22 protein-coding genes are annotated in these 26,879 nt (G+C 66.6%); 12 read left to right on the plus strand and 10 right to left on the minus strand.

All coding sequences use genetic code 11. From position 1 onward, the window contains the following. The 3 genes from GM1_RS15140 to GM1_RS15150 all read right to left on the minus strand — a co-directional run. Nucleotides 1–1,584, minus strand: a 1,584-nt coding sequence (locus tag GM1_RS15140; RefSeq protein ID WP_008380212.1) for an OPT family oligopeptide transporter, incomplete at its 3' end; no start/stop codon positions are given. A 93-nt stretch (nt 1,585–1,677) separates the two neighbouring features. Next, complete coding sequence (dnaG, locus tag GM1_RS15145; RefSeq protein WP_040520327.1) at nt 1,678–3,579, minus strand: DNA primase; 1,902 nt, start codon at nt 3,577–3,579, stop codon at nt 1,678–1,680. Between the two features lie 40 nt (nt 3,580–3,619). Beyond that, complete coding sequence (locus tag GM1_RS15150) at nt 3,620–3,799, minus strand: YegP family protein (RefSeq protein WP_008380216.1); 180 nt, start codon at nt 3,797–3,799, stop codon at nt 3,620–3,622. Nucleotides 3,800–3,990: 191 nt separating this feature from the next. On the opposite strand from GM1_RS15150, the gene GM1_RS15155 reads away from it, so the two are divergent. Then, nucleotides 3,991–4,467, plus strand: a complete 477-nt coding sequence (locus tag GM1_RS15155; RefSeq protein WP_008380217.1) for a DUF4262 domain-containing protein — start codon at nt 3,991–3,993, stop codon at nt 4,465–4,467. A gap of 1 nt (nt 4,468) precedes the next feature. Here GM1_RS15155 and GM1_RS15160 read toward each other — a convergent pair whose 3' ends face one another. Genes GM1_RS15160 through GM1_RS15175 form a run of 4 tightly spaced genes read right to left on the minus strand, consistent with a single transcriptional unit; the run spans nt 4,469 to nt 9,276 of the window. Continuing rightward, nucleotides 4,469–5,452 carry a FecCD family ABC transporter permease gene (locus GM1_RS15160; protein ID WP_008380218.1) on the minus strand — a complete coding sequence of 328 codons (984 nt, stop codon included), beginning with the start codon at nt 5,450–5,452 and terminating at the stop codon, nt 4,469–4,471. Beyond that, a complete protein-coding gene (locus GM1_RS15165) occupies nt 5,449–6,486 on the minus strand; it encodes a FecCD family ABC transporter permease (protein ID WP_008380220.1) in 1,038 nt (345 codons plus the stop codon). The genes GM1_RS15160 and GM1_RS15165 overlap by 4 nt, the downstream gene beginning before the upstream one ends. Beyond that, nucleotides 6,483–8,276, minus strand: coding sequence for a siderophore-interacting protein (locus GM1_RS15170; RefSeq protein ID WP_008380222.1), 1,794 nt, complete (start codon nt 8,274–8,276; stop codon nt 6,483–6,485). The genes GM1_RS15165 and GM1_RS15170 overlap by 4 nt, the downstream gene beginning before the upstream one ends. Nucleotides 8,277–8,289: 13 nt before the next feature. After that, a complete protein-coding gene (locus tag GM1_RS15175; protein WP_008380224.1) occupies nt 8,290–9,276 on the minus strand; it encodes an ABC transporter substrate-binding protein in 987 nt (328 codons plus the stop codon). 165 nt (nt 9,277–9,441) lie between these two features. On the opposite strand from GM1_RS15175, the gene GM1_RS15180 reads away from it, so the two are divergent. Next, the gene (locus GM1_RS15180; protein ID WP_008380225.1) at nt 9,442–10,170 is read left to right on the plus strand and encodes an AraC family transcriptional regulator; all 729 of its coding nucleotides are present in this window, start codon (nt 9,442–9,444) and stop codon (nt 10,168–10,170) included. Between the two features lies 1 nt (nt 10,171). Here the strand turns inward: GM1_RS15180 and GM1_RS15185 are convergent, their stop codons facing one another. Further along, the gene (locus GM1_RS15185; protein ID WP_008380227.1) at nt 10,172–13,195 is read right to left on the minus strand and encodes a hypothetical protein; all 3,024 of its coding nucleotides are present in this window, start codon (nt 13,193–13,195) and stop codon (nt 10,172–10,174) included. Between the two features lie 267 nt (nt 13,196–13,462). Between GM1_RS15185 and GM1_RS15190 the strand changes: the two genes are divergently transcribed. Then, nucleotides 13,463–14,299 (plus strand): alpha/beta fold hydrolase, encoded by an 837-nt coding sequence (locus tag GM1_RS15190; protein ID WP_008380229.1) that lies wholly within the window; start codon nt 13,463–13,465, stop codon nt 14,297–14,299. Between the two features lie 375 nt (nt 14,300–14,674). On the opposite strand, the gene GM1_RS15200 is transcribed toward GM1_RS15190, so the two are convergent. After that, nucleotides 14,675–16,042: an FAD-binding oxidoreductase gene (locus tag GM1_RS15200; RefSeq protein WP_040520316.1), complete on the minus strand. Its 1,368-nt coding sequence runs from the start codon at nt 16,040–16,042 to the stop codon at nt 14,675–14,677. 387 nt (nt 16,043–16,429) lie between these two features. On the opposite strand from GM1_RS15200, the gene GM1_RS15205 reads away from it, so the two are divergent. The 5 genes from GM1_RS15205 (at nt 16,430) to GM1_RS15225 (ending at nt 23,134) form a co-directional block, all read left to right on the plus strand. Continuing rightward, nucleotides 16,430–17,128: a chymotrypsin family serine protease gene (locus GM1_RS15205; RefSeq protein WP_008380233.1), complete on the plus strand. Its 699-nt coding sequence runs from the start codon at nt 16,430–16,432 to the stop codon at nt 17,126–17,128. An 89-nt stretch (nt 17,129–17,217) separates the two neighbouring features. Then, nucleotides 17,218–17,571 carry a VOC family protein gene (locus tag GM1_RS15210; RefSeq protein ID WP_008380235.1) on the plus strand — a complete coding sequence of 118 codons (354 nt, stop codon included), beginning with the start codon at nt 17,218–17,220 and terminating at the stop codon, nt 17,569–17,571. A gap of 51 nt (nt 17,572–17,622) precedes the next feature. After that, nucleotides 17,623–19,146, plus strand: coding sequence for a DUF3375 domain-containing protein (locus tag GM1_RS15215; protein WP_008380236.1), 1,524 nt, complete (start codon nt 17,623–17,625; stop codon nt 19,144–19,146). Then, on the plus strand, nt 19,143–19,742 hold the full coding sequence (locus tag GM1_RS15220) for a DUF4194 domain-containing protein (RefSeq protein ID WP_008380238.1): 600 nt from the start codon (nt 19,143–19,145) through the stop codon (nt 19,740–19,742). Before GM1_RS15215 ends, GM1_RS15220 begins: the two co-directional genes overlap by 4 nt. Further along, entirely contained in the window at nt 19,739–23,134 is a 3,396-nt protein-coding gene (locus tag GM1_RS15225) for an ATP-binding protein (protein WP_008380240.1), read from the plus strand. Before GM1_RS15220 ends, GM1_RS15225 begins: the two co-directional genes overlap by 4 nt. Before the next feature lie 15 nt (nt 23,135–23,149). Here the strand turns inward: GM1_RS15225 and GM1_RS15230 are convergent, their stop codons facing one another. Next, the gene (locus GM1_RS15230; protein ID WP_008380242.1) at nt 23,150–23,461 is read right to left on the minus strand and encodes a DUF2470 domain-containing protein; all 312 of its coding nucleotides are present in this window, start codon (nt 23,459–23,461) and stop codon (nt 23,150–23,152) included. Nucleotides 23,462–23,666: 205 nt separating this feature from the next. Here GM1_RS15230 and GM1_RS15235 point away from each other — a divergent pair, with 205 nt between their 5' ends. The 4 genes from GM1_RS15235 to GM1_RS15255 all read left to right on the plus strand — a co-directional run bounded on the left by GM1_RS15235 (nt 23,667) and on the right by GM1_RS15255 (nt 26,877). Next, nucleotides 23,667–24,284 (plus strand): hypothetical protein, encoded by a 618-nt coding sequence (locus tag GM1_RS15235; RefSeq protein WP_040520317.1) that lies wholly within the window; start codon nt 23,667–23,669, stop codon nt 24,282–24,284. A gap of 15 nt (nt 24,285–24,299) precedes the next feature. Continuing rightward, complete coding sequence (locus tag GM1_RS15240) at nt 24,300–25,280, plus strand: ADP-ribosylglycohydrolase family protein (RefSeq protein ID WP_008380245.1); 981 nt, start codon at nt 24,300–24,302, stop codon at nt 25,278–25,280. Nucleotides 25,281–25,332: 52 nt separating this feature from the next. Beyond that, nucleotides 25,333–26,058 carry an excalibur calcium-binding domain-containing protein gene (locus tag GM1_RS22765; RefSeq protein ID WP_008380246.1) on the plus strand — a complete coding sequence of 242 codons (726 nt, stop codon included), beginning with the start codon at nt 25,333–25,335 and terminating at the stop codon, nt 26,056–26,058. A 90-nt stretch (nt 26,059–26,148) separates the two neighbouring features. Continuing rightward, complete coding sequence (locus GM1_RS15255) at nt 26,149–26,877, plus strand: hypothetical protein (RefSeq protein ID WP_008380248.1); 729 nt, start codon at nt 26,149–26,151, stop codon at nt 26,875–26,877. Nucleotides 26,878–26,879: the final 2 nt, after the last annotated feature.

Below are 26,879 nucleotides of genomic sequence, written 5' to 3' on the forward strand. Positions count from 1 at the left end.
GGCCCAGTTGAGGTCACCGCCGAACACGCCTTTGGCGAGGGTCGACATCAGATTCGCCTGGGGAGCCGAGAGCGTGCCTTCCGCGCCCTCGGCGTTCGTCGATCCCACGAATCCGAAAGCGTTGTTCATCAGGCTGAGGATCGGCGGGATGATCGCCGAACCGAACAGCACACCGACGACCAGTGCCACCTGCTGCTTCCACGGCGTGGCGCCGACCAGCTGGCCGGTCTTGAGGTCCTGCAGATTGTCGTTAGAGATCGTCGCGACGCCGAAGACGACTGCCGCAGTGAAGAGGGTGTACGCGATCAATGCGTCGATCTGGTTCGGGTCGTCAGTCGGACCGTGAGTGACCTTGATCAGCAGCGCAGCCGTCAGCACGACGAGAATGCCGACGCCGGAGATCGGACTGTTGGACGAGCCGATCAGACCGGCCATGTAGCCGCAGACTGCGGCGACAACGAGTCCGATGACCAGGACGAACACGATGCTGACTGCGATGATGCCTGCCAGCGAATCGGAGATGTGCGAGTCGGCCGCGAAGTCCCACAGGAGCCATCCGATCGGAATCATCGCCAGAACCACCGTGAGGCCGACCCACTGGATCGGGATGTCGCGCTCGGTCACGTCCACCACGGTGCCCGCCTTGCGCGCCTTCGCACTCGCCATGGCCGCGATGATTCCCTTGATGATCGGACCGATCACCGTGGCGAGCGTCCAGATCGCGGCGACCGCGATGGCGCCGGCGCCGACCATGCGCACTTCGCTGGAGAAGATGCCGCTCACGAAGTCGAGGAGGCTCTCATCGGCTGCCGGCCCCGAACCCCACGTTCGGATGGGCAGCACGACGAAGAACGAGATGACCAGGCCGACGACCATGGCGACACCGACGGCGACGCCCACGAGGTGCCCGACACCAATCAGTGCGAGGGAGAGGCTGCCGCTGACCATCGTCGCGCCGGAGCCCACCTTGAACGCCGCCGACGCCTCGGTCGCGACGAGCTTGAGAGAGCCGAGAAGTGAGAAGAACGCTGCACCCAGTGAGCCGACGACGATCGCGCGCATACCGCCGCGGTTCTGGTCGACTCCCTTCGAGTCGATGTCGGCCGCGTGCGCTTCGGAGGCCTCCCCGACCTTCAGAACCTCTGCCGCGGCGACACCTTCCGGATACGGGAGGTCCGAACCGGTGACGAGCGCTCGCCGCAGCGGGATCGAGTACATGACGCCGAGGATGCCGCCGATCGCGCACACCGCCACCGTCGTCCAGTACGGGAAGCCCGACCACCAGCCGATCATGATCAGGCCGGGCAGCACGAACACGATGGCCGACAGCGTGCCCGCCGCGGACGCGATCGTCTGGACGATGTTGTTCTCCATGATCGTGTGCTGCTTGAAGTAGCGGAGCACCGACATCGAGATGACGGCCGCCGGGATGGCCGTCGCGAAGGTCAGACCCACCTTGAGTCCGAGGTAAACGTTCGCCGCAGTGAACACCAACGTGATCAGGCCGCCGAGGACGACCGCCCGAATGGTGAGTTCGCGAACGCCGGACGGCGCTTGTGGCGCGTCCGTGGTTGTTTCAGACATGGGGGTCCTCCCGGCTGAGCTACGAATTACGTTGTCTCACGATAGAACCCGCCGTGTCATCTCATGCGACGACCCGGAATTGTCCGAATGTCGTCAGACTGCGTCGGCGCCCGGTTCGAATGCCTGCTCGAGCAGGCTGCGGCGGTAGGCCTCGAGCGCGACGAGGTCGCCGAACAGTGCGTTGTATCCGTCCGGATCACTGCCGGGCGACATCCTGCGCAGCTTCGACTTGATGTCGGCGATCTGCGAGCCCACCCACACTTCCTGGGAGCGGGCGAGAACGCTGGAGATGTAGCGCGGCACCTTGTCGTCTTCGACGGGCATCGGCTCGACGGCGAGTTCGGTGACGAGCGGAGTGAAAGCCGCGTCGTCGACGGCCTGAATCACGGCGTCCACCCAGGTGGCGCCGCCGAGTCCGCTCGCCGTCCCGCCTGCGTCGGAGATCGCCTCGCGCACACGACGGTACGAGGGGTCGCTGAAGCACTCGCCCGGCAGGGAGTCGAAGACGGTGCCCGCGATCGCCGGGTACTGCAGCGCCGCCTTGAGGGCCTCACGCTGCGCCCACAGTCGGGGATCGTTCGGCAACGGCCGGGCGGTGGGCGGCGTCGACATCGCTTCGGGTCGGACACGTCCGACGTTGCGGCCCTTCTGTCGGGCGCCGCCGCCCTTCTTCGCCATGCCTCGGACACGCACGAGGACCTGTCCGACGTCGTCCCAGCCGACCCAACCGGCGAGTTGGCGCGCGTACTCGTCTCGCAGTGCGACGTCCCGGATCCGAGAGACCACCGGGACTGCGTCACGCAGTGCGCCCACGCGGCCTTCCGCGGTGTCGAGGTCGTGATTGCGGATGAGCGCCTTGATCGCGAACTCGAACATCGGGATGCGTCGCGCGATGAGGTCGCGGACAGCACTGTCCCCCGACTCCTGGCGGAGCTCACACGGGTCCATCCCGTCGGGGGCGACGGCCACGAAGGTCTGCCCCGCGATGGCCTGCTCACCTTCGAATGCCTTCAATGCAGCAGCCTGACCTGCGGCATCGCCGTCGAACGTGTATATCACCTCACCACGGAAGTACGAGTCGTCCATCATGAGTCGACGGATCAGGGCGAGGTGGTCCTCACCGAACGCGGTGCCACACGAGGCGACCGCAGTCTCGACACCCGCCACGTGCATCGCCATGACGTCGGTGTAGCCCTCGACGATCACCACCTGGTGACCGCGCGCGATGTTCTTCTTCGCGAGGTCGAGGCCGAACAGCACCTGCGACTTCTTGTAGAGCATCGTCTCGGGCGTGTTCATGTACTTGCCGAGATTGTCGTCGTCGAAGAGCTTGCGGGCGCCGAATCCGATGACGTCGCCGCCGAGGTTGCGGATCGGCCAGAGCAGTCGACGATGGAACCGATCGATGGGCCCTTTGCGGCCCTGCTTCGAGAGGCCCGCCGCTTCGAGTTCGGAGAACGCGAAACCCTGCGCCTGGAGAGCCTTGGTCATGGTGTCCCACCCGGCGGGCGCGTATCCGCAGCCGAACTTCTCCGCGGTGGCGCCGTCGAATCCACGGCCCGTCAGGAAGTCGCGCGCGGTCTGCGCGTCGGGCGTGCGGAGCTGTTCGGCGTAGTAGCGTTGCGCGGCCGCGTTCGCGGCGACGAGGCGCGCCCTGGTGCCGCGGTCACGCGTGATCGTCGTTCCGCCGCCCTGGTAGTCGATGCGGTACCCGATGCGGTCGGCCATCTGCTCGACGGCTTCGACGAAACTGATGTGCTCCTGCTTCTGGAGGAATGTGTAGACGTCACCGCCCTCACCGCAGCCGAAGCAATGGAAGTGGCCGTGGTTGGGCCGAACGTGGAACGACGGCGACTTCTCGTCGTGGAACGGGCACAGCCCCTTCATGCTGTCTGCGCCGGCGCGTCGCAGCGCGACGTATTCGCCGATGACGTCCTCTATCCGCGTCTGTTCGCGGATCGCGGTGATGTCGCGATCGGGGATACGTCCTGGCACGACCACCACTGTAGTCGTCGTGGCGGTCGTGCCTCTTGGGTCACTCCTCTTCGACGACCTTCGCGCCGTCGGCGGCGCGCTGAACGGCTTCGGTCCCCTTGATCGCACCGTCCTTCGATGCGTACGGCTGGCTCGTCGCGACCACCTCACCGTTTCCGGCGACGAGGTTGAAGTAGTACTTGCCGCCCGCGTTCTTCTTGATCTTGAACGTTCCTGCCATGACCGGTGTCCCTTCGTGATCGTGCGGACCGCACGGAACGGCGGACCTACCGTTGATCGTGCCTCGAAATCAGCATCCGCGCACGTCAGAGTGCCTTTAGTCCGTTCTGTCGTACCCCGGGTTTACAGTTCCACCAGATCGAACACATGAGCGATTCGTCGCCGACGGACCGCGGAACCGAAGGAGTGAACATGTGTGAATGGGACCCCCGCTGCAGCGGGTCGGACGATCTGGTCGGACACGCGCTCGCCCTCATCGCCGCCGGGTCATGGGCGGTCACGGGCGTGTACGGCGACGACTCGGCGCCGGCGATCGCGTACACCACCGGGCTCACCGAGCTCGGCCGCCCCGAGCTCGTCATCACCGGTGTCGCACCGGAACACGCGGGCCCGGTCCTCAATGAGGCCGCCGCACTCATCGTCGCGCGGCCCGACTTCGGCGCGGGCTCCACCCTGGCCGACCTGTCGAGCGCGCCGGGGTCGGACTTCACCGCGATCGACGTGATCGACATGTCGCCGCTCCGAGTCACGGCGCTGCTGTTCGGACGCGGATTCCAGGCGGTTCAACTCGTGTGGTCGGACATGAGCCACCGACTTCCGTGGGATCGCGGGTACGCCCTCGCGCCGGACGATCAGCCGTTGCTCGGTATCGCGATGAACGCCGCCTGAGTCATTTCGACGATTCGCGGAGGAGGAGCCAGACGAGGTAGAGGCCGCCGAGCGTGACAGTGACGGCGCCCACCGGCGGGTGGACGTCGCCGAGGAAGTGTTGGGCCGCCAGGTCGCCGATCGCGAGCACAGCGGCGCCCACCAGTGCCGACCCGATCAGGCTCAACGATGGCCGGCCGAGGAGCCGTTTCGCGATCTGCGGCGCGGCGAGCGAGACGAATCCGATCGGGCCGGCCACCGCGGTGACGATGGCGGTGAAGACCACGCCGACGACCACCATCACGAGCTTGGTCCGTTCCACCCGCACGCCGAGCGACGCGGCAGTGTCCTCCCCCAGGTCGAGGGCCCGGGTGAGGAAAGCCAGCCGGGGCAGGCTCAACGCCATCACTGATGCGACGCACGTGGTGATGATCAGCGGTGTCCACGTCATTCCGTTGAGCGACCCTGCACCCCAGATCGCGGCGCGCATCGACTCGTCGAGGTCCGCGCGCACACTGAACCAATGATTGAAGGAGGACAGCACCGCGCTCACGGCGATGCCGACGATGATCAACCGAAAACCCGCGAGGCCCTGCCGATAAGCGAGGAAGAACACGGCGAGCGCCGCCGCGAGGCTGCCGACGACCGCGCCCACGGCGAGCTCACCGAAACCGGAGCCGCCGATCATGAGCACCACTATCACGCCGGTGTACGCGCCCGAGTTCAGTCCGATGACGTCCGGGCTGCCCAGCGCGTTGCGGGTCAACGATTGGAACAGCGCACCACTGACACCGAGGCAGGCTCCGAAGACCACCGCCGCGAACGCGCGCGGCGCACGTCGTTCGTAGACGAACACCTGCTTCTTCGACGCGTCGGGGCCGAGCAGATCAACCAGGTCGGTCATCGTCAGGCCGGATCGGCCGAGGGACAACGACAGAAGTACACAACCGATGATGATCGAGATGAGTAGGAGTCCGACGATCACCGATCGTCTATGCACGGTCATCGGACCGCCTTCCGTCGGACGAGCCAGATCAGAATCGGTGCGCCGATGAGCGGCGTGATCACGCCGACCTGCAGTTCCGCGGGCCACAGGACGAGTCGTCCGACGATGTCGGCGGACAGCAGCAGAATGGGTCCGGCCACAGCCGAGTACAGGATCACCCACCGCTGATCAACACCCGCGACGAGGCGAACCGCGTGCGGGATCATGAGCCCGACGAATGCGATCGGCCCGGCAGCGGCAGTGGCTGCGCCACACAGGAGGACGAGCGAGACAAGCCCCATCACCTGTGTGGTGCGGACTCGGACACCGACGCCACGCGCGACATCGTCCCCCAAAGCAAGGGCGTTGAGTGACCGCGAACCGATCACCGCGAGAGCCAGACCGGCGATGACGAACGGGGCGATGAAGCCCGCCGTCCCCGGCGGGCGATCCGCGATGGTCCCGACTCCCCAGAATCGGACGTGCTCGAAGCGGGCGGGATTCACCAACGACAAGCTCATGCTCATGCCGTTGAACACCGCCGTCATCGCGACGCCCACGAGAGTGAGCCTCAGCGGCGTGACCCCGCCCGGCCCGCGCGCCGCGATGGCAGTGACCAGTACGGCCGCGATCACCGAACCGAGGAGCGCCAGCCAGATGAACTCCGAGATCTGCGTGAGGCCCAGGTAGGCGACGCCGAGCGCAACAGCGAGCCCTGCGCCGGCGTTGACTCCGAGGATTCCGGGATCGGCGAGCGGATTGCGGCTCACCGCCTGCATCAACGCACCGGCCACACCGAGTCCCGCACCGACCATCACGCCGATCGCCGTTCTCGGAACGCGGACATCACGCACAGTGATGTGGTCGATGCTGCCGTTGTAGGAGGTCAGCGCGTCCCACACCGTCGACGGCGGGAGCAGCGCCGAGCCCACTGCGACGCTCGCGACACACACCCCTGCGAGGAGTGCGAGGGCTGCGATGAACCAGATGACCCGGTGTCGCCCGACGGCTCGAACGTACCGCCGTGTTTCGACCGCTGTCGGATCGCCGGTCACGTCGTGGCGGTGAGCGTGACCGCGTCCACTCCCCAACCGAGCGCGACTGTGTCGGCGATTCTCCACCCGGCGGCTTCTGCGACCGTCGACAGCCGGTCCGCGTTCCGCGGTGACTCCCCGACCGCTGCGAGGTGGACCAGCGCCTCCTCGAGTTCGCCGGTGCCGAGGGCGTCGGCCGATGTCGACTCGATCAGGAGCACGGATGACGCACGTCCGGAGGCCGAACGCAACAACGCTGCCGCTTCCTGGTCGTTGAGATGGCTGAGCGCATCGACACCGACAAGAAGATCGACGGGAGGCCCGTCGACGAGCGGGCAGTCGGAGTACTCGTGATCACCAGTCGACGACGCGCGCAGCGCATCCACCTCGGCGCTCGTTCCGATGATCGTCGTTCGGGCGCCGTCGACGCGCCCAGCGGCCTGCAGTCCGTCGGCGACGACGGCCGCGCCGGGTCCGCAGAACGCGATCGTCTTCTGATCAGCGAACGCCGTCAGTGCGGCGACGGCCGGCATGAGGAACACTCGGCCGCTGCTCTCGTCGATCAGTTCCGCGAAATCCGCGGACGACGACTGTACGTGAGCGGCGAAGGTCTGGCCGGTTGTCGTCTCCCACACCGACCGACCGGTCGGCAACGCCTCGGCGAGATCCTTCAGTGCCAGGATCTTGTCCGCTTCCGCGCCGTCGAACACCTCCGCTTCGTGGGGGTCGGTGAGCAGCGTGTCGCCGACCTCGCCGAGTACGAGACGGCCGTTGTCCTCTGCCAACACGCCGCACGCGACAAGGACCTCGACCAGTGGATCGATGCGGCCCTCGGGAAGTGCCAGATGCGCGGCAAGCGCTGCGCGGTGCGGGCGGTGGGCGTCGACCAGCTCGAGCAGTCCGAGCCGCAGTGCTGCACGGACCGCGAACCAGGTGACTGGGGATTCGACGAGTTCGAGCCGATTGACGGCGACTGCGGACTCGTCTGACGAGGGCAGCGCTTCGGGTTCCCGTCGGTGCCAGTAGCCCGTGATGTCGACATGGTCCTTGGGGACGGCGAGCTCGCGCGCGACGTACTTGCGGACAGCGAGAAGCGACCGACTCTCCGCCGCGGCCCACACGTACGCCACACCCGGGGGCGGTGTCACCGCACGAACGGCGGCGACGAGGGCGTCTCGATCACCGGGTGCAGCGACCACCCAGGTGATGGTGTCGTCGGGCCCCAGGGGCAGTTCGCGTCGCGCGGAATCGTCGGCGATCGTGAGGACGATGCGGGCCGGGCCCGCGATCGGCCGGTCGAGGAGGAATCGTTCAACAGCGGGTTGGGCGGTCTCGTCTCCCGCGAGCAGGGCCCACTCCGCGTCGGCCGGAACCACTGTCGACGACTTCGGGCCGACGATCCAGAGCTCGTCGCCCGGAGAAGCGGCGCACGCCCAGGTCTCCGCGGGTCCGCGATCTTTGCCATCTGAGTGAACGACGAAGTCGAACGCCATCGATCCGCCCTCCACATCGACGTGAACCGGCGTGTAGTCGCGGGTCAGCCGATGCTCGGACACACCCCATTCGATTCCCAGCTCCCGCTGTGCGGGCAGCGCATCGGCGATGTCGCCCTCCGCGGTGAAGATCAGTTTGACGTGATCGTCGAACGCCTCGCTGGTGAGGGCCGGAAGCGAGAGTCCGTCACGTTCGAAACAGCCCAGCTCCGGACCGCCGAGCGTCACCCTCCGCATGCGGTCGGTGACATCACCGACGTCGAGAACGATCAGTCGCCGCAGGATGATGGGCAGGGGCGTGATCCGGAGCTGGGCCATGATTCCTCTACTTCTACTTCTTGAACTTCGTCTCGATGATGTCGAGCAGTTCCATAGCTTCGTCGAAGTCGCTGCGCTGCACCCAGTAGGGCAGGTCGAAGGCCTGATTGTTCGTGAACGACGGCAGCGCCGACCAGATCGGCTGCTTGCGCATGTCGGCGACCGTGGTCACGTCGGCGTTGAACCCGGCCTGGAACAGGGTCGGCTGCGTCAGGACCTGACCGACCTGCTCGGTGGAGAGCTCAAAACTGTCACCGCCTGCGGTGTAGGGCTTGAATCGGCCGGTTGCGAACAGCGGCGCGGGACGGAAGCCCAGCTTCGCGAACTCCTTCGGCAGACCGCGGTCCTCGATCAGCACGAACGCACGTCCGTCGGCCAGCATCGACAGGAACACCGACTCCCCCGCGGGCACGGTGATGTTGTTCTTGACCTCGGCGATCCGGGCGTCGTACGCCGACACCGCGTCGCGATACACCTCGGGCTTGCCGAACACCTTGTCCGCGAGGAACTCGTACTGTCCCTGCCAGTCGGTGAGATCTCCACTGACGATGACCGTGGGTGCGATCTTCGAGAGTTCGGCGTATGCGGTGGTCGCATGCTTCAGCGGGAATCCGAGACCACCGGCGACGATGAGGTCGGGATCCTGCTCGAGGATCGCTTCCATGTCGAAGCCGTCTGCACTCCAGGGCAGCAAGGTGGTTCCCTGCTCGGTGGCCTTGTCGGCCCACTGCTTGGCGAATTCGCCCTTCTCGTCGGTCGCCTGGGTCGTCACGCCGACGACCGGGACATCGAGGTCGTACAGGTAGCCTGCGAGAGCGTAGTTGAGGACCACCACGCGCTTGGGCGCCGCCGGGATCTCTACGCTTCCTTGGTCAGTGGCGACGGTTCGCTTCTCACCCGACGAACTGTCGTCAGAGCTCGACGAGCAGGCCGAGATCGCCAGAGCGAGCACTGCCAGCACGGCGGCGAGCACCGCGGGAATCGCGCGAGGTTTACGCATGAGGACCTTCTTCTCGAGTCTCGGGCGCGGGGTCGGGTAGGCATGGCGAACCCCGCGCCGTATCATTAGGCAACCCTAAGCTAAACCCTCGATCGGTCTCCACTGATCCCAACCCGACACGATTTGGAGACGGACCGGACACGACGGACCTTCAGGAGGCTGACGATGGACCACGTGCCAGGCCGGTTGGCGACGCTTGTCCCCGAGAACTCGATCAGATTCCTCGGTCACCCGACGCACAGTCACCCCGAGCCCCATCTGGTGTATGTGAGTGCCGGGTCGGCACGCCTGGAGATCGACGGAGAACAGGTCGTCCTCGGTCCGCAGGAGTCGGTGTGGCTCGCCCCCGACGTCCCTCATGCCGCACGCTACGCACCGGGCAGCCTCGTCCTCGGCCCGCTGCTGTCCCCCACGACGATCCCGCCCGAACGCGTCCACCGGCTCGGGGTGAGGCCGTCGATCACCACGGTGATGACCGCCCTGCTCGGGGCGGCGCCGAGCACCGCTGCCGAGGTGTCCGTGTTCCGGGAAGCACTCGACAACGTCCTCACCACTCTCGGCGGACCCTATTTCGCACTTCCGTCGCCGACCCATCCGGTCGCCGCGACCGTGGCCCGGGAGATAGGACTCTCGACGGAACCCCTTGACGAGATCGCCGCACGCCACGGCGTCAGCACCCGCCACCTTCAACGTCTGTTCGTCGCCGAGACAGGCATCGGCCTGCACCAGTGGCGTGTGCGGTCGCGCCTGAATGTCGCGATCGATCGCCTCCGCCACGGCGCCACGCTCACTCGTGCCGCACATGCCGCGGGCTACTCGACCGGCTCGGGACTGCGGAAGGCGCTGCACCGCGAAGCGGGAGTCGACGTCGACGCCGTCCGACACGCAGGCTGAGTCAGCCGCGCGCGAGCGCAGCGGCCCACACTGCGACGGCGTTCGCCATCAGCACGTCGGTCGACACCATTCCCGGGAAGTAGTCCGCGAGCCGAGCCCACATCGCACGCCCCTCGTCGGTGAGGCCGCCCTGTTTCAATCGGCCATGAGCCTGCAGACGCGCGACGGCCGCGAAGCACATCGACTGCATCGACAGCAGCATCCACGGATTGCCTCCGGTGTCGACGCCGTCCAGCGCTTCATTGCGCGCGGCGATCAGGTCGTACATCTCCGGCGACGAACGGCGGACGTCGCGCAGCATGGTGTTCACGTGGCGGGGAGCTTCCAGACTCACCGGGTCGGCCATCCAGTCCACCCGCCGGTGGAAGGCGTCGATGGTCGCGCTGGTGCGCATGTCGAGATCGAGCACCGGTCCCGGGACGATGCGGAAGTGCTGGAACAGCATGTCGACCTGATCGCGGCTCATGGCGTCGACCGCGAGCACGTTCCGGTCGAACACTCCGGTGCGCGGGTCACTCATCCGACCCGACGCGAGAAGCCGGAGGATCTCGTCTCCGCCGCGGGTGACGAGATACGACTGCACGTCGTCGCGGTCGGGCGCGGACGGATCGGCGATCTCCGACATCGCGAGCATGCAGCCGATGTACGGGTTCGGGTGCGACGCGGCGGTTCGCCCGCTCGGCGCGAACGGCAGTTCGGCGAGTCCGGAGCGGATGAACATCGCCGGCACGCGGTCCGGTGACACAGGGCTGTCGGCGAGCGCCAGAAGCGACGCCGTCGGATCCGCGGTCAACAATTCGTCGACCGGGGCTTCGGCCGGGTCGAGCAGCGGTTCGTCTGCGGGCGCACTGGTCTCCTCCGCGTGGGCCGCGTCCAGACTCATCCATTCGTTGATCAGCGAGTCCTCGACCACAACACTCGGTACGACGGTTCGGTCGCCACCGCGCACGACGGTCGCCACCGGGGCCTCGTCGGTCTCGCCGGACTCGTCGTCGATGAGCGCCACGAGCGTGCCGGACACGAGCCGCTTCGCAGCGTCGGCGACACCACGCGTCGCGAGGGAGAACTCCGCCCCCGACCTGCCGTCGGCGTCCCATTCGCGGACGATCTCGAGGTTTCCGTCGAGCAGCGCGAACGACACGTCGACCGCGCCGGGGACGTACACGGCCAGCCTGTGATGGTCGGCGGCTGTCACGTCGAGCTCGGCCAGGCTCGTCTGCCACGCGGCCGGAACCCCGGACCGTTCGATGCGGACGAGAGCATGCGGTGGCCTGACCACCAACTCAAGCCGATCTGATCCGGCCGAGACGGTCGTGATCAGCTCGGTGACGTCCGGCGCGAACTCGACGGTCTCGTCGACCACGCTGAGACCCTCGTCGACGGTGAACTCCGTCGTCGATTCGGTGAGGCCCTTGTCGACGGGAAGTCGCACGGCGGGTTCGTGGACCATGTCCAAGCCCTCGGCGATGTCGGCGACACGACGGAGGTCGAGGCCGTACGAGTCGCTGACGACGATCTCGTAGCGTCCCAGAAGTGGTCCTTCGACTCCGTCGAACGGGTCGGCCGAGGTCACGTAGTCTTCCGCCGCCCACGGATAGTCGACGAGCCAGTCGATCTCCCCCGCGCGCCGGACACGGACCCGCCACTCCTTGACGTCGTCGCCCAGGTGAGCAGGAAGATCGACGAGCGGTCGTTCTCCGAAGACGGGGTCGCCGTCTCGCGTGGTGATTCCGGCGAGCGGTTCCGGAAGCTCGATGCTCGGGCTCTCGGCCGGACGCACCCGACGAGTCTGGCCCGCGCGTCCGTCACGATGGACGGTCAGCTCGCGATGCCCCTCCAGATCGATAGTGCGCAGCAGCCACCCGTCCCACGGCCCGGTCCGGGTCTCGACGATCGGCACCGCGGCGCGGTCCGCGCCGAGAAGTTCTGCATCGTTCGGGACCAGCGCGACGACGTGTCCGGCTGGCAGAGTGCGATGACGCGACATCACACGACCGTCCGGGGCGAACAGGACAACCGGGTCGCCCGGCAGGACGACGGGAACCGAACGGCGGGCGCCGTTGTCCAGACTGACGAGGACGCACTCGCGCAGTGCCGCCGTCACCGGGATCACAGCGGCTTCATCGGCGCCGACGGCGACCTGTTCGGGAGCGTCGCCCGCCCAGACGCGCCACGTCGTAGCGGCCGCGTCGGACGGCACGATCACCGTGAGCGAGCCCTCGGCCGCATCGTAGCGAAGCTCGGGGAATCGTGCACTGCAGAGTGCGGCCGCATCGGTGTCCCCGGAGAGGAACGCTGTTCGCTCGAGTCGTTCGCTCACCGCGGCGAGGATCGTCGGTGGAAGGTCGACGGTGGCAGGCGTCAATCTGTCGGCGTTCCACTCACCGGGTGAGGCGACGCTTGCGACGAGCGTCGCGCAGATCCGGGCGAGGAAGGTCGCGGCGATATCGGGCGCCTGTTCGAGCAGGACCCGGAAACCCGCCGGAAGGACGGTGTGGCGGTGGCCGAATCCGGGTTCGGTCAGGTGATCGAGAATCGCAGTCCCCGACGGCGCGCGGCCGGCGGAGACGTGCCGTTCGATCACGTCGACCAGGGCGTCGACGGTGCGCGGAGTGAGTCCGGCATGGAGGTCGAGAAGAGGCAGCAGGTCGTCGGCTCGAAGAGAGGCGACATCTCGGAGTCCTGCCTCGCGGAGCATGTCGCCGGCGAAAGCCGAGACGGCGGCGGAGAACGACTGGTCGGCATCGACGCCGATCGCCGTGAAGAAGCCATCCCAGAAGTCGTCGTCCGACGTCCGGATCGTGGCGTGTCCGACAAGAGCGGTGATGATCAGCGCCGGATGCCGGGTGATGAGCGCGATGTGTGCGCCCGCAGGCATGTCGCGCATGAGCGCGCCAAGGCTTCGCTGGGCCTCACGAAGCTCGTCGGGGGTGAAGTTCGCTTCGACGACAAGAGCGACGGGGGCGAACCGCTCGCGGATGGTGGTCTCGATATCGGCCGTCTGGGGGCTCGCCGAACCGGTCATGCGTGCGTGTCCACACCTTCTGTCGTGGCGCCTGCGGGAGGGGTGCGCGGCGCGTGCTGAGACGAGTGTCGGGCGGCACCGGGGTGCCGGGATTCCACCCGAGGCAAGGAGACAAGTTACTCCGGTGGCGGCCTCGTTCTCGAACCTCGAAGCGGTGCTGTGGGAAGGCTCACGCCGACCGCCGATTCGTGCCTGCGCGGCCCTTCTCGCACGTGTTCGACTCTGGCACAATCGAACTCGAATATGGCGGCGACGAGAGGCCCACTGATGGAGCAGTTCACTCGCGACGGGTTGACGTTCGACGTCATCGACTCGGGGCCGACCGACGGCGACGTCGTCCTTCTCCTTCACGGGTTCCCGCAGACCGGTTCCTCGTGGTCAGGCGTGTCTGCGGTGCTGAACGAGCACGGGTTCCGGACGATCGCTCCCACTCAGCGCGGCTACTCCCCCGGCGCTCGGCCGCGTGGACGACGCGCGTATCGGACCAGCGAGCTGACGGCCGACGCCGTGGCGCTCGTGGAGCAACTCGACCGCGGTCCGGTACACCTCGTCGGGCACGACTGGGGCGCCGCTGTTGCGTGGTCGTTGGCCGCGAGCCGACCTGATCTCGTCCGCTCGTTCACATCGGTCTCCGTGCCCCACCCCGGAGCGTTCATCTCGTCCATGACACGAAGCCGACAGCTGCTCCGATCGTGGTACATGTTCGCGTTTCAGGTCCCCCGACTTCCGGAGTACTTGATTCGGCGATTCCCGGATCGATTCGAGGCGAAGCTGTCCTCGGGTGGCCTCACTCCAGAGGAGGCGGCCGAGATTCGTCGGGATGTCCTTGAAACGGACGCGCTGACCGGTGGAATGAACTGGTATCGAGCCATGATGCTGGGTGCCCCGAGAGACTTGAAACGACGCGTCGCCGTCCCGACCACACACGTGTGGAGCGACGCCGACTTCGCTCTCGATCGTGCAGGCGCCGAGCTCGCCGCAGACTACGTGACCGCGGATTTCCGGCTCGAAGTGTTCGAGGGTGTGTCCCACTGGATCCCGGATCAGCGTCCGACAGAACTGGCCGACGTCATTCTCGCCCGGATCGCGAGCGCCAGCGGTTGAGCCGCCGCCTGCACTCGGCCTGAGTGTTGCTCTCGAGACACTCGGTCCACTCCCTTTGGCCGTCTCCCCAGTCGGTCTTGGGCCGCTGCCCCACGTTCACCTGCCACATGTAGTCACTGCAGATGAGCTGGGTTCCGGACGCGTCGTACGCGTACGAACCGGTCTGATAGCCGTGACACGGCGTGCCTGCGGACACCGTCGAGGTTCCGAGTGCAGGGTTGGGGGCGACGGTCACGTTCCTCGGCCCTTCGACGATTCGGATTGGAGCGATGAATCATCCCGATGATCACATCGTTCGTGAAAGGTACACGCGAGCGACCGGACGTCGGCCTATACCGGCACGTATTCGCGCTCACGTGTACATTTCACGCTCTGTCAGAGCAGGACGCCCGGGTTGAGAAGCCCGGCCGGATCGAGAGCCGATTTTATGAGCTTCGTGAGGTCCATGACATCGTCGCCGACCTGATCTCGAAGCCAGCCCTTCTTGAGCCTGCCGACTCCGTGCTCGCCGGTGATGGTGCCGCCGAGCGAGATCGCGAGGTCCATGATCTGGCCAAACGCGGCGTTGGCGCGCGCCGTCTCGTCCGCATCGGACGGGTCGTGAACGATCAGCGGGTGCGTGTTGCCGTCACCCGCGTGCGCGATCACGGAGATCAGCACCCTGTTGGCAGCAGCGATCGCCTCGACGCCGTCGATGAGGTCAGGCAGTGCGGGCAGCGGCACGCCGACGTCCTCCAGCAGGAGCGCGCCGAGCCGTTCGACGGCAGGGATCGCGGCCCGACGCGCCTGGGTGAACGCCTCCGACTCGACCGGATCCGCCGTCGCGAACACCTCCCCGGCCCCGCACCGCGCGAACGCCTGCTCGATGATCGCGACTTCCGCCTCGCCTGCGGGGCCGGGCGCGTCCGATTGCGCGACGAGCAACGCCCCCGCGTTCCGGTCGAGCCCCATCTTGAGCATGTCTTCGACGGCATTGATCGATACCGAATCCATGAACTCGAGCATCGCCGGGCGGATCTGCGCGGTCACTGCGAGCACCGCTTCGCTCGCCGCGCGAACGCTTGAGAACGATCCGACGACGGTGCACGCGGGTGCTTGCGGCGGCAGCAGTCGCAGCGTCACCTCGGTCACGATGCCGAGCAGCCCCTCGCTTCCGACGAAGAGTTTGGTCAGCGGCAGTCCAGCCGAGTCTTTGAGCTGCTTGCCGCCGAGTCGAACCGCACGACCGTCTGCGAGGACCACCTGCAGGCCGAGCACATAGTCGGTGGTGACCCCATACTTCACGCAGCACAGGCCACCCGCGTTGGTGGCGACGTTCCCGCCGATCGAGCAGATCTCGAACGACGAGGGATCCGGCGGATACCAGAGCCCGTTCTCTGCGGCAGCGGCCTTGACCTCGGCATTCAGCAGACCGGGTTGTGCGACGGCGGTCCGCGTGGCCGTGTCGATCGTCAAGTTCCGCATCTTCTCGGTGGAGAGCGTGACTGCGCCGTCTACCGCCGTCGACCCGCCGGACAGACTCGTGCCGGCGCCGCGGGTGATGATCGGTACGCCGTTGGCTGCGCACCAGCGGACGGTGGTCTGCACGTCCTCCGTCGTGGTCGGCCTGACGAGTGCAAGCGGAGTCCCGGCATCGGGGTCGTTGGCCCGGTCGAATCGGTATGCGCCGAGTATGTCCGGGTCGGTCACCACCATCCCCGGTGCGAGCGCCTCTGCCAGTCCTGTCACATCGGTGGATCCCATGTGGCTCACCCTAGGGCGTGTGTCCTAACTCGCCGCTCGGGTTTGGCAGATCAGATGTGCGTCCGGCAAGGCGGAGGAGGGAGGGATACCGGTAGGTATCGCGACCGACGACAACGCTGCCGGACGTGCATCTGGCCGTCAAGACCGCGCGAAGCGAGTTAGGACACACGCCCCGGTGGCGCACGCCACTGTCGCGGCCCGGGTCCGACCGCCACGCGGGACAGAACCGATGGCCTTACCTGAGACGATCCTGTGATTCAATCGTTACGAACCGGATGGCAACCGGTTCGCCGAGGGGGGAGCCGCCACGCCCATCCGGGCCGCGCATCGTCTCCCAGCCGCCCGGCCGTCGAACCCGATGGCCGGAACCGAATGGAGAGTGACCACGTGAAGTTCTTGAAGAAGGCGCTTGTGAGCGTCGCAGCCGTCGCCGCGACCGCAGCGCTGATGCCCGCCGCGACGGCTGACGCCGCGCCCCGCGCCACCATCGGCGGCGGCTCCGGCATCATTGTCGGCGGCAACGCCTTGTGCACACTCACCACGATCGGTCACGATCGTGCAGGCAGGCTCGTGGGTCTGACCGCGGCACACTGCGGCAACCTGGGCGCGTCGATCCGATCTGAACGCAACCCAGGCGCGGGTGTTCTCGGAACGATCGCCACGAAGGGCGCCTCGCTCGACGTGGCCGTGATCGTCTTCAATCCCGCTCGCACCCGCGCGGTCCGACAGGTAGGCCGTGCGCGCATCACCGGCGTCGGCACATACCCGCGCCCGTACGCGACGGTCTGCAAATCGGGCCGAACGACCGGCTACACGTGCGGCCCCACCCTCTCGAAGAGCAGGGTCGACACCATCAGCTACGTCTGCGCCGATCACGGCGACTCGGGCGGGCCGATCATCGTCGGTCGCCGCGTCGTGGGAATGCTGAACGGCGGCGTGCGCATCGCAGGCGCGGGCACCCCGTCGATCCCCTGCCTCACTCCCGCCGTCCCGATTCACAGCCCGATCGTCGCGACGAAGATGACGACGATCCTCGCAGCGCTGAACCGCACCAACTTCGCAGGTTCGGGCTTCCGCCCACTCTGACCCGCAAACGTCCGACGACCCCGCCGTTCCCGGCGGGGTCGTCGTCGTTGTTCGACTGGCAGACGGTCTGGCGGGCATACGCTGAAGTGATGCGGGCGAAAAAGATAAGCACCAACGTCACCGTCGACGACATCAACAGTGCGCGCGAGTTCTACCAGGACTTCCTCGGCTTGCAGACCGAAGAGTTCAATCTCGGCTGGGTCGCACGGTTCACCGATGTCGAGTCAGGCGCTCACGTCCAATTGGTGACACGGGATCTCACTGCGCCGGAGGATTCGGCGATGTCCGTGCACGCCGACGACGTCGACGCCGCCTATCGTGAAGCACAGCGGCGCGGCTACGAGATCGTCTACCCGGTCACCACGGAGGACTGGGGCGTCCGACGCTTCTTCGTTCGCGCTCCCGACGGGACTCTGTTGAACATCGTGCAGCACCGGGAGTGAAGAGGTGCCCGTGAGGACGGACACCCGACCGCGGCCGATACCCTGACGGGCGTGCAATTCGACGAGATCGTCGCTGTCCGACGGACCAGTGCGGCGTGGCGACTCCTGCGCGCGGACAACGCGCCGCTGGTTCTGTCGTTCCTCGGCCGGGTGTTCGTCGACGACAACGTCCGCGAGATCTCAGAGTCAGGACTGATCAGTCTCCTCGACGACGAGCTGTACTCCCTCAACAAACGACTCGGCGACGGGACGTACCCCCGAACGCCGAAGGGGTATCTCGACGAGTGGTCGGCTCCGGACACCGGCTGGCTGCGGAAGTACTACGTCGTCGAGAGCGACGAACCTCATTACGACGCGACGCCGGCGGTCGAACGTGCGGTCGCCTGGGTCCGGTCGCTGGCCGATCGTGAGTTCATCGGCACCGAGTCTCGATTGAACACCGTCTTCGACCTCCTCCGACAGATCGTCTACGGCGCCAATGCCGACCCGGACGTGCGCCTCGCCGAGCTCAGGCGCCGTCGCGCCGAGATCGACGCCGAGATAGAGGCCGTCGAGCGCGGTGAGGTCAGCGTCCTCGACGCATCGCGGCGACGGGACCGCTACCAGCAGTTCGGTGAGGTCTCGCGTGCACTCCTCTCGGACTTCCGCGAGGTCGAGGCCAACTTCCGCACGCTCGACCGACAGATGCGCGAACGCATCGCGACGTGGCGGGGCACCAAAGGCGAACTGCTCGACGAGATCGTCGGCAGCCGCACCACGATCACCGACTCTGATCAGGGCCGCAGCTTCCAGGCCTTCTACGACCTGCTGCTCTCCGCGGACCGCCTCGACGAACTCGACCAGTTGGTGCGTGAGGCACAGTCCATCGACACCGTCACCGATGCGCGCCTGACCAACATCCACCATGATTGGCTCGACGCCGGGACGCGCGCACAGACGACCGTCCGACGCTTGTCGGAGCAACTTCGTCGGTTCCTCGACGACCAGGCCTGGCTGGAGAACCGCCGCGTGATGGATCTGCTGCGGAGCATCGAGGCGACCGCGTACACGGTCCGCGACCAGCGCATCGACGACTTCACACACGAGATCGACTCGCCGTCTCCCGGCGTCCACCTGCCGATGGAACGGCCGTTGTTCCGCCCCACCGCGAGCCTCGAGGTCGATTCCGACGGCATCGAGGACGGCGAGTCCGACGGTGACGCCGACGCGCTGTTCGAGCAGATCCACATCGACCCGGCTCCACTCATCGACGGCGTCCGTCGTGCTCTGCGACGAACCACGCAGGTCACCTTGGCCGATGTGCTCGCGGTGACGCCGCTGACGCAGGGACTCGCCGAGCTGATCACGTACCTGTCCCTCACCGACGACAGCTTCACCAAGATCTTCGACGACACCTCCACCGAGTCGGTCACATGGACCGACGACGACGGCGATGCTCGGACCGCCCGCGTCCCCCGCGTCATCTACACCCATAACCGATCATCGAACGATTCGCCCAGCTCATCGAGCACCTCCCCCCGGTCATCAAGCACTTACCCCCGGTCATCGAGCGCAGTCGAGATGGAGACCCCATGAGCCGCACCGTCCGACGAGACGAGCTGAATCTGTCTCTCGCAGTCACGTCGTTGATGAAGGGCGTTGTCTACCGCGACTCGGGGCAGACCACATGGCAGCACGTGGTCGGCCTCGCCGCCCAGGTCAGCGACTATGTCGCCACACTTGGGCTCTCGGTCGTGATCGACGAGGCCGAGGGCTACGCGTTCCTCCGTTCTCGCAGTGACGACGAGCTCGCCGACCTCGGCATCCCCCGTCTCGTCGCGCGTCATCAGCTGCCGCTGCACACGTCTCTGCTGTTGGCATTGCTGCGTAAGCGTCTTGCCGAGTACGACACCACCGACGCGGGCAGCCGTTTGGTCCTCACCGGCGATCAACTCCGTGAACTCCTCGCACCGTTCTTCCCTGCGACCACCAACGAGGCACGCACGACGGACCAGACCGACACCGCGATCCGTCGGGTCGCCGAGCTCGGATTCCTGCGGCGCATGCCGGGTCAGGACGGCGAGTACGAGGTGCGTCGTGTCATCAAGGCATACGTCGACGCGCAGTGGCTGGCCGACTTCGACACCCACCTGGCCGAGTACGCCGCGATCGCCGGAGAGGAAACACGATGACCGGCCTGTTCTCCGCCACCGAACTGCAGTCGACCGAGTCCGCGAGGTCCGGTTTTCGACTCCAGAGGTTCCAGGTTCTCAACTGGGGAACCTTCGACCAGCGGGTCTGGACACTCGAGTTGGACGGCGAGAACGGCCTGCTCACCGGAGACATCGGCTCGGGCAAGTCGACTCTCGTCGACGCCTTGACCACCCTGCTCATGCCGGCGCACCGCGTCGCCTACAACAAGGCGGCAGGCGCCGAGTCGCGCGAACGCGACCTGCGGTCGTACGTGCTCGGCTACTACAGATCCGAGCGCAACGAGGGCAGCGGGGCATCGCGTCCGGTCGCGTTGCGCGGCATGTCGAACTACTCGGTGATCCTCGGAGTGTTCGCCAACGAGGGATACGACGAGACCGTCACTCTCGCGCAGGTCTTCTCGATGCGGCACGACAGCGGACAACCCGAGCGGTTCTTCACGGTCACCGACCGCGCTCTCGACATCTCCGCCGATTTCGCCGACTTCGGCACCGACCTCCGAGCGCTCCGGAAGCGGCTCACCGCGGGCGGCACCCGCATCCACGAGCACTTCCCCGAGTACGGTCGCGACTACCGTCGTTCGCTCGCCGTCCGCTCCGAGCAGGCGATGGAGTTGTTCCATCAGACGGTGTCAATGAAGGCGGTCGGCAATCTCAACGACTTCGTCCGCGACCACATGCTGGAGCCGTTCGACTCGAGCGGCTGGGTCGACACGATGGTCGCTCATTTCGAAGATCTGACCGCGGCACACGACGCGGTGGTCCTGGCCCGGCGTCAGCTCGACGAACTCACGCCGATGCTCGCCGACCATGACCGGTACACCAGCCACGTCGCGATGTCGGAGGAGTTGAAGGAACGTCGTTCGGCCCTCCGCTACTACTTCGCGCAGCGTCGTGTGGACCTGCTCGGAGACGGCCTCGACACCTACAATCGCGACCTCGCGGCGACGCGCAGCGCGTTGGACGCCACCGAGCGCGACCTCGCCGACCTTCGGATCAGCGTGCGGGAACTCGAATTCCAGCAGGCCGGTCTCGGCGGCAACGACATCGCGACGCTCGAAGCACAGATCGCGGACGCACAGCGTCAACGCGAGGAGCGGGCCGCCGCGTTCGAGCGGTACTCCGCACTTCTCGACGACTCCGGCCTCGGCCCCGTCGAAGATCGTGGACAGTTCGATCACCGTCGGTCGGAGGCGTCCGCCGCGATCGACGAACTCGACGCCGAGGTCGCGGACGTCGCCAACGCCATCACCGAGCTGGTCGTCGATCGTCGTCAGCTCGACGGCGAAGGGCGGCGCGTCGCAGGCGAGATCGCCAGCCTGCGTGGACGGACCAGCAACATTCCCGAGCGCAATCTGCGGATGCGTGACATGATCTGCGCCGGTGTCGGCGTCGGGCACGACGACCTGCCTTTTGTCGGCGAACTGATCGGGGTCCGCGCCGACGAGAGCCGATGGGAGGGCGCCGCCGAACGAGTGCTGCGCGGATTCGGCCTCTCCCTGCTGGTGTCGACGGAACTGTACGACGCGGTGTCGAGCTGGATCGATGCGAATCATCTCGGTGGTCGTCTCGTGTACTTCAAAGTTCCCGAACGCATGCAGGCCAAGGGCGCCGCGACTCCCCCGCCGAACGCCCTCGTGCACAAACTCGACATCAAAGAGGGACCGTTCTACGCCTGGTTGGAACGGCGACTCTTCGAACGTGCGCGGCATGTGTGCGCGGACTCGCTCGACGAGTTCCGATCCGCTGAATACGCGGTCACCGCCAGCGGTCAAGTTCGCTCCGGCGGCGGCCGTCACGAGAAGGACGACTCGCGCCGGGTCGATGATCACCGCGACTACGTGCTCGGTTGGAGCAACGAGCAGAAGGTGAACGCGCTGTTCACCGCCGGGCAGCGAGTCCAGGAGGAGCTCAATCGAATCGACGCGGAGATCACCGAGCTCGAAGACAGCCGACGCCGCTCGATGGACCGGCGCAATGCGCTCACCGGGCTCGACGCCTATCCGACGTTCGACGCCGTCGACTGGATGTCCGTCGCGTCCCGGATCGCCGACCTGACGCGCCGGAAGTCCGACCTGGAGCACTCGTCGGACGAGTTGGTCGAGATCACCGAGACGATCGCATCCACCCGCGAGCAGTTGTCGGCGGTAGACGCGACTCGCGACGGTCTCCGCGACAAGGTGTCGCGTCTGGAGATGGCGCGCACTCAGGCCGAGCAGTCCAGGGACACAGCGCGCATCACCGTCGAAGAGCCCGGCTTCGGGGACGCCTCGACCCACTTCGACGCGATCAGCGCAGCGGTCGACGACTACCGCGCCAAGGTCGACGGCGGAACAGACACCGAGCTGACCGTCGACGAATGCGGAGAGTTGGAGACTGCGCTCGGCGAGTCGTTGACCGATGCGTCCGAGCAGCACACGTCACGCGCCGGGACCTACCAGACTCGCGTCGTGAATCGGATGTCCGAGTTCAATCGAAGCCATCCGGTGCTGACCACCGAGTTCGACGCAGACATCAAGTCGGCCGACGAGTACCGCGAACTGCATCGTCGACTGTCCGAGGACGATCTGCCTCGCTTCGAGGACGAGTTCAAGAACTACTTGAACACCAATGCGATCCGTGACATCGCGATCTTCGCCGCCAAGCTGAACAAGGAAGTGCATCTCATCCACTCGAAGATCGACACGATCAACGAGTCGCTGTCGGGCATCGAGTACAACCCCGGGCGCTACATCCGTCTCGAGGCGAACCCGACCACATCGCAGGAGATCCGTGATTTCCGCGCCGATCTGCGTCGATGCAGCGACGGCGAGATGGAGATCGGCACCGAGGAGGAGCAGTACAGCGAGGAGAAGTTCCTCCTCGTCAAAGCGATCGTTGAACGATTCCGCGGTCGCGAGGGCTTCGCCGATATCGATCGACGGTGGACCGAACTGGTGACCGATGTCCGGAACTGGGTGAGCTTCGCGGCGTCGGAGCGGTACGTCGACGACGACGCCGAGTACGAGAACTACACCGACTCCGACGGCAAGTCCGGAGGTCAGAAGGAGAAGCTGGCCTACACGATCCTCGCGGCGTCCCTCGCGTACCAGTTCGACTTGAAGTGGGGCGCGACGTGCTCACGGGACTTCCGGTTCGTCGTGATCGACGAAGCGTTCGGTCGCGGGTCGGACGATTCGGCCCGCTACGCGCTGACCCTGTTCGCGAAGCTCGGATTGCAGCTGTTGATCGTCACGCCGCTCACGAAGATCTACACGATCGAACCGTTCGTGTCGGCGGTCGGCTACGTCGAGAATCGCGGCGGCAACTACTCCCAGCTCCAATGTCTGACGATCGAGCAGTACCGCGAATCGCGGCGATCCCGCGAGTCGTAGGCGTGGTCGCAGCGCTCAGTGTTCGCGCTGCGTCACTCCGAGGCGGTCGCATGCCGCTTCGTACACGGCGACCACCTCGCGTCGGACGGAGGGACGATCGTCGATGGGGCCGCCGGGCCACGGGACCCGCAGTTCACTGACGACGCCGGCACGGGTGACGTCCCAGACACCGCCGTCACCGTCGAATCCAGTCATCACCGCGGCGGTCGGTTCAGCCGCGTCGACGGTGCCGAAGGCACGCGCGATGAGCAGATTGTCGTCGGTGTGATCATCGTTCATATGACGGAGAACCGCGGCGATCACGGCGTCGTCGAATTCGTGGGGCACGCCGTAGACCCTACTACTCGAATCGCCCCTGCTCGCCGCGCGAAGCCCCAGTTCGCTCACCTCACCGACAGTCCGCTCATCTCGGCGACATCCGCTCACCTCCGGAGGTGAGCGGATGTCGCGGAGGTGAGCAGACTCCTTCGTGGGGCCGTCTTCGGTGGGTGGAGCCGTCGGGATTGTCAGTCCTCCGCGCTACGGTGACGCCATGAACTCGACAACCGCCGTGATCGGCGTCCCCGTCGCAGGCGTCGTCCAACTGTGGACCGACGCGCCGAGCATCTGGCAGGTCGACGACTTCGCCGGACTAGCTTCACTGGTCGGCACCGGGCAGATCACGCGCACCGAGATCGCGCCGCGCCGGTTTCGGGAAGTCGGCCTGCTCGACGAAGAGGCGGGGACGCTGACCGTCGGCGACGCCACCTTCACTCTCACTCCCGCAGATGCATTCGACGGCGACTTCTGGGATTCGCTGAACGCGTCAGTCACGCGCATCGCAACCGACGCGTTCGGACGAGCTGAGATCATCGTGACCGAACGCGGTGGGTGGGAAACGTCCGAAACCGAATACTGCCTCGCCGGTGCGCTCATCAACGACGGACAGCCGATCGTTCTCATCGAGACCGCTCCCACGCCCACCGACAACGACTTCTGGCCGCCTTCGGACGACCCGGTCGGACAGACTGTGACCGCTCCCCTGTCCGACGAGTCGCTGCCGGGCATCGGTGTTCTCACCATGGCGGCGGTGAACGGCTGGGGCGTCGCTCCGTGGGACGTCGCCGTCACCTACCTGGTTCCCGACCGCGAGACGACTGACGAGAACTGACGGAAGGGATCGAACATGACTTCACTGACTGGCGAGGTGCTGGACCGCGCGCGTGGTGCACTCATCGGTGGCGCAGTCGGCGACGCACTCGGTGTGCCGTACGAGTTCAGCCTGCGTCTTGCATCTACCGGAGTGCCGATCATGCGTGGTGGTGGCCTCGGAGACTTCGCTCCCGGCGAGTGGAGCGACGACACGTCTATGGCCATGGGCGTTGCGATGGCGGGTGCCCGGCATCGCACTCTCGTATCCCCGGCCGCGCTCGACGACGTCGCCGCGGGGTTTCTCGACTGGTTCGAGTCGAACCCGCCGGACGTCGGCAATCAGACGCGGAAGGTCCTCGGCAACGTCCACCGCGGAACGTCCGACACCGGGCTGTCGACGAGAACACTCGACGCATCACGTGATTTCGCGCAGACTGCTGAGCACACTGGCGGAAACGGAGCCCTGATGCGGACAGCGCCCGTTGCGCTCGCTCACCTGGACGATCGGAACGCACTGGCGGACGCAGCCCAGAACGTCGCTCGGCTGACCCACTTCGACGACGAGGCCGCCGACAGTTGTGTGCTGTGGTGCGAGGCGATCCGGGTCGCCGTGGTCGACGCTCGAATCGACGTCTACGCCGGTCTCGATCTGATCGACGTGAAGCGCCGAGACGAGTGGCAGACCTTACTCGACGAGGCCCGCGACCAGCACCCGAACACCTTCACGCCGAACGGTTACACAGTCACCGCGCTCCAGGCTGCAGCGTCGTCCGTCCTTCACGCCCCAGGGGAAGGCGCAGATCACGTCCGAGACGGCCTGTTCACAGCGATCCGGATCGGCGACGACACCGACACCGTCGCCGCGATCGCCGGCGGCCTTCTTGGCGCGCGGTGGGGACGATCCGCGATCAGCGAGCAGTGGCAGGCGGACATACACGGTTGGCCGGTCCGATCCGGTGCACCTGCGCGAGTGGCCGATCTGGTGACGCTCGCCGACGGCCTTGTCGACGCCTGATTCACGTCGTCTGATCGATTGACCGCGTCAGTCGGACTCTACGATCAGCGCCGTGACGAGTCCTTTCGCCAACCCTTTCGATCCCGGCAACACCGGCGGCAACGGCTTCACGCCGCCTCCGCCGACACCACCGGTCCCGCCGACACCTGCACCAGGCCCGTCCGAGCCCAGCAGGCCTGGCACCGCTGCCAAGATCGGCGGCTGGGTGCTCTTGGTGCTCGGGGCGATCGGCGTGCTCGCGTCGTTCACGGCGTGGAGCGATCCGATGCAGGCGATCGGCCTGCTCCTGTTCTGGGGTGCCGTCGGGCTGCTCGGCGCAACGCTGATCTGGCGCCGGTGGCCGTGGAAGGTCGGCGGCCCCGTGGCAGTCGGCCTGATCCTCGTGGGTTTCGTCCTCATCGGCCTCGCCGACCCCGACGACAAGATGCCGACGCCTGCACCTCTGTTGGACACCTCGTCGTCGAGCAGCGCCGTCTCGACGACCACAACGACTGCCACGTCGACTGTCGTTTCGTCGACAACAGTCACCGTCACCGCCGAGAGCTCGTCGACGGCTCCGACGGAGGCCGCCACGACCGAACCCGACGTGGACGCGCCCGCACCACGCCGAGCCACTCCCGCATACACTCCGCCGACCACCGAGGACAGCGGCAGCGCGTACTACGCGAACTGCGCCGCTGTCCGCGCGGCCGGAAAAGCCCCGCTCTACCAGGGTCAGCCAGGCTACAGCACCGATCTCGACCGCGACCGGGACGGCGTGGCCTGCGACGGAGGGTAGCCCAGACCGAAGGTCGCACCTGTGGAAATCGCCCTTGCGCGATTCGGTCATCGCGGCCATCCTTCTCTCCACACGAGATGGGGGAAGCACATGATCGACTCGGACACATTCGACCCGGCGGACACGGCATTGGTCACACTTGGATCACCATTGGGCGGGAGGATCCGCACGTGGGACGACCAGCGCCCGCAGACGTGGACGATCGTCGATCCCGGTCTCTTCGACGGTCTCCCCGGCACAGGAGCGATCCTCACGGACCCGATCGCTCAAGGCCGGTATCGCGATGCCGCCGTTCTCGATCGTGAGAACAACCTGCTGTGCGTGGAGACGACGACACCGGTCAGCCGACTCGGCGGTGTCATCGCCGGACACGAGCACATCGCCCTGGTTCCCGTCCCCGACCCGGTCCGCCCGTCGGGCGACCAGGCGGCGAGTCTGTGGGTGGAGTTCGAACGGATCTTGGTCACCGCTCTTGAGCACGCCTTCGAGCGGGGCGAGCTCCTGATCGTGAGCGGGCCCTCGGCTGACGGCCCATCGGTGATGCTCGGGGCGATGACCCGGCACCTGCGTCGTGCGCTCATCCTGTCGGCGACTCCCGCCCCCTCGGCTCCGATGTGGCCCGACGCCCGGCAAGGCGAAGAGGACAGGACGAGCATCGTCAGCGACTCTTGCACGGACGCTCTCCGCGAAGCGGCGGTGCGGACCACGGTCGCGCTGGACTCGTGGGAAGTAGAACCGCTCGACGCGGTGATCACCTATGTGGTCCCGATCGAGGCGTTGGCGGTCGAACTGCCGTGGACCGCGGAGGACGCGGCTTGACC

Origin of the sequence: Gordonia malaquae NBRC 108250 (assembly GCF_000344135.1) — a bacterium.
Taxonomy (GTDB): domain Bacteria; phylum Actinomycetota; class Actinomycetes; order Mycobacteriales; family Mycobacteriaceae; genus Gordonia; species Gordonia malaquae.

What these genes read in the sequence shown, in the direction of transcription:
- GM1_RS15220 (WP_008380238.1), top strand. Translation starts at nt 19,143, where the DNA reads ATGAGCCGCACCGTCCGACGAGACGAGCTGAATCTGTCTCTCGCAGTC.
- GM1_RS15190 (WP_008380229.1), top strand. Translation starts at nt 13,463, where the DNA reads ATGGAGCAGTTCACTCGCGACGGGTTGACGTTCGACGTCATCGACTCG.
- GM1_RS15210 (WP_008380235.1), top strand. Translation starts at nt 17,218, where the DNA reads ATGCGGGCGAAAAAGATAAGCACCAACGTCACCGTCGACGACATCAAC.
- GM1_RS15155 (WP_008380217.1), top strand. Translation starts at nt 3,991, where the DNA reads ATGTGTGAATGGGACCCCCGCTGCAGCGGGTCGGACGATCTGGTCGGA.
- GM1_RS15255 (WP_008380248.1), top strand. Translation starts at nt 26,149, where the DNA reads ATGATCGACTCGGACACATTCGACCCGGCGGACACGGCATTGGTCACA.
- GM1_RS15185 (WP_008380227.1), bottom strand. Translation starts at nt 13,195, where the DNA reads ATGACCGGTTCGGCGAGCCCCCAGACGGCCGATATCGAGACCACCATC.
- GM1_RS15170 (WP_008380222.1), bottom strand. Translation starts at nt 8,276, where the DNA reads ATGGCCCAGCTCCGGATCACGCCCCTGCCCATCATCCTGCGGCGACTG.
- GM1_RS15225 (WP_008380240.1), top strand. Translation starts at nt 19,739, where the DNA reads ATGACCGGCCTGTTCTCCGCCACCGAACTGCAGTCGACCGAGTCCGCG.
- GM1_RS15235 (WP_040520317.1), top strand. Translation starts at nt 23,667, where the DNA reads ATGAACTCGACAACCGCCGTGATCGGCGTCCCCGTCGCAGGCGTCGTC.
- GM1_RS15150 (WP_008380216.1), bottom strand. Translation starts at nt 3,799, where the DNA reads ATGGCAGGAACGTTCAAGATCAAGAAGAACGCGGGCGGCAAGTACTAC.
- GM1_RS15200 (WP_040520316.1), bottom strand. Translation starts at nt 16,042, where the DNA reads ATGGGATCCACCGATGTGACAGGACTGGCAGAGGCGCTCGCACCGGGG.
- GM1_RS15180 (WP_008380225.1), top strand. Translation starts at nt 9,442, where the DNA reads ATGGACCACGTGCCAGGCCGGTTGGCGACGCTTGTCCCCGAGAACTCG.
- GM1_RS15160 (WP_008380218.1), bottom strand. Translation starts at nt 5,452, where the DNA reads ATGACCGTGCATAGACGATCGGTGATCGTCGGACTCCTACTCATCTCG.
- GM1_RS15175 (WP_008380224.1), bottom strand. Translation starts at nt 9,276, where the DNA reads ATGCGTAAACCTCGCGCGATTCCCGCGGTGCTCGCCGCCGTGCTGGCA.
- GM1_RS15240 (WP_008380245.1), top strand. Translation starts at nt 24,300, where the DNA reads ATGACTTCACTGACTGGCGAGGTGCTGGACCGCGCGCGTGGTGCACTC.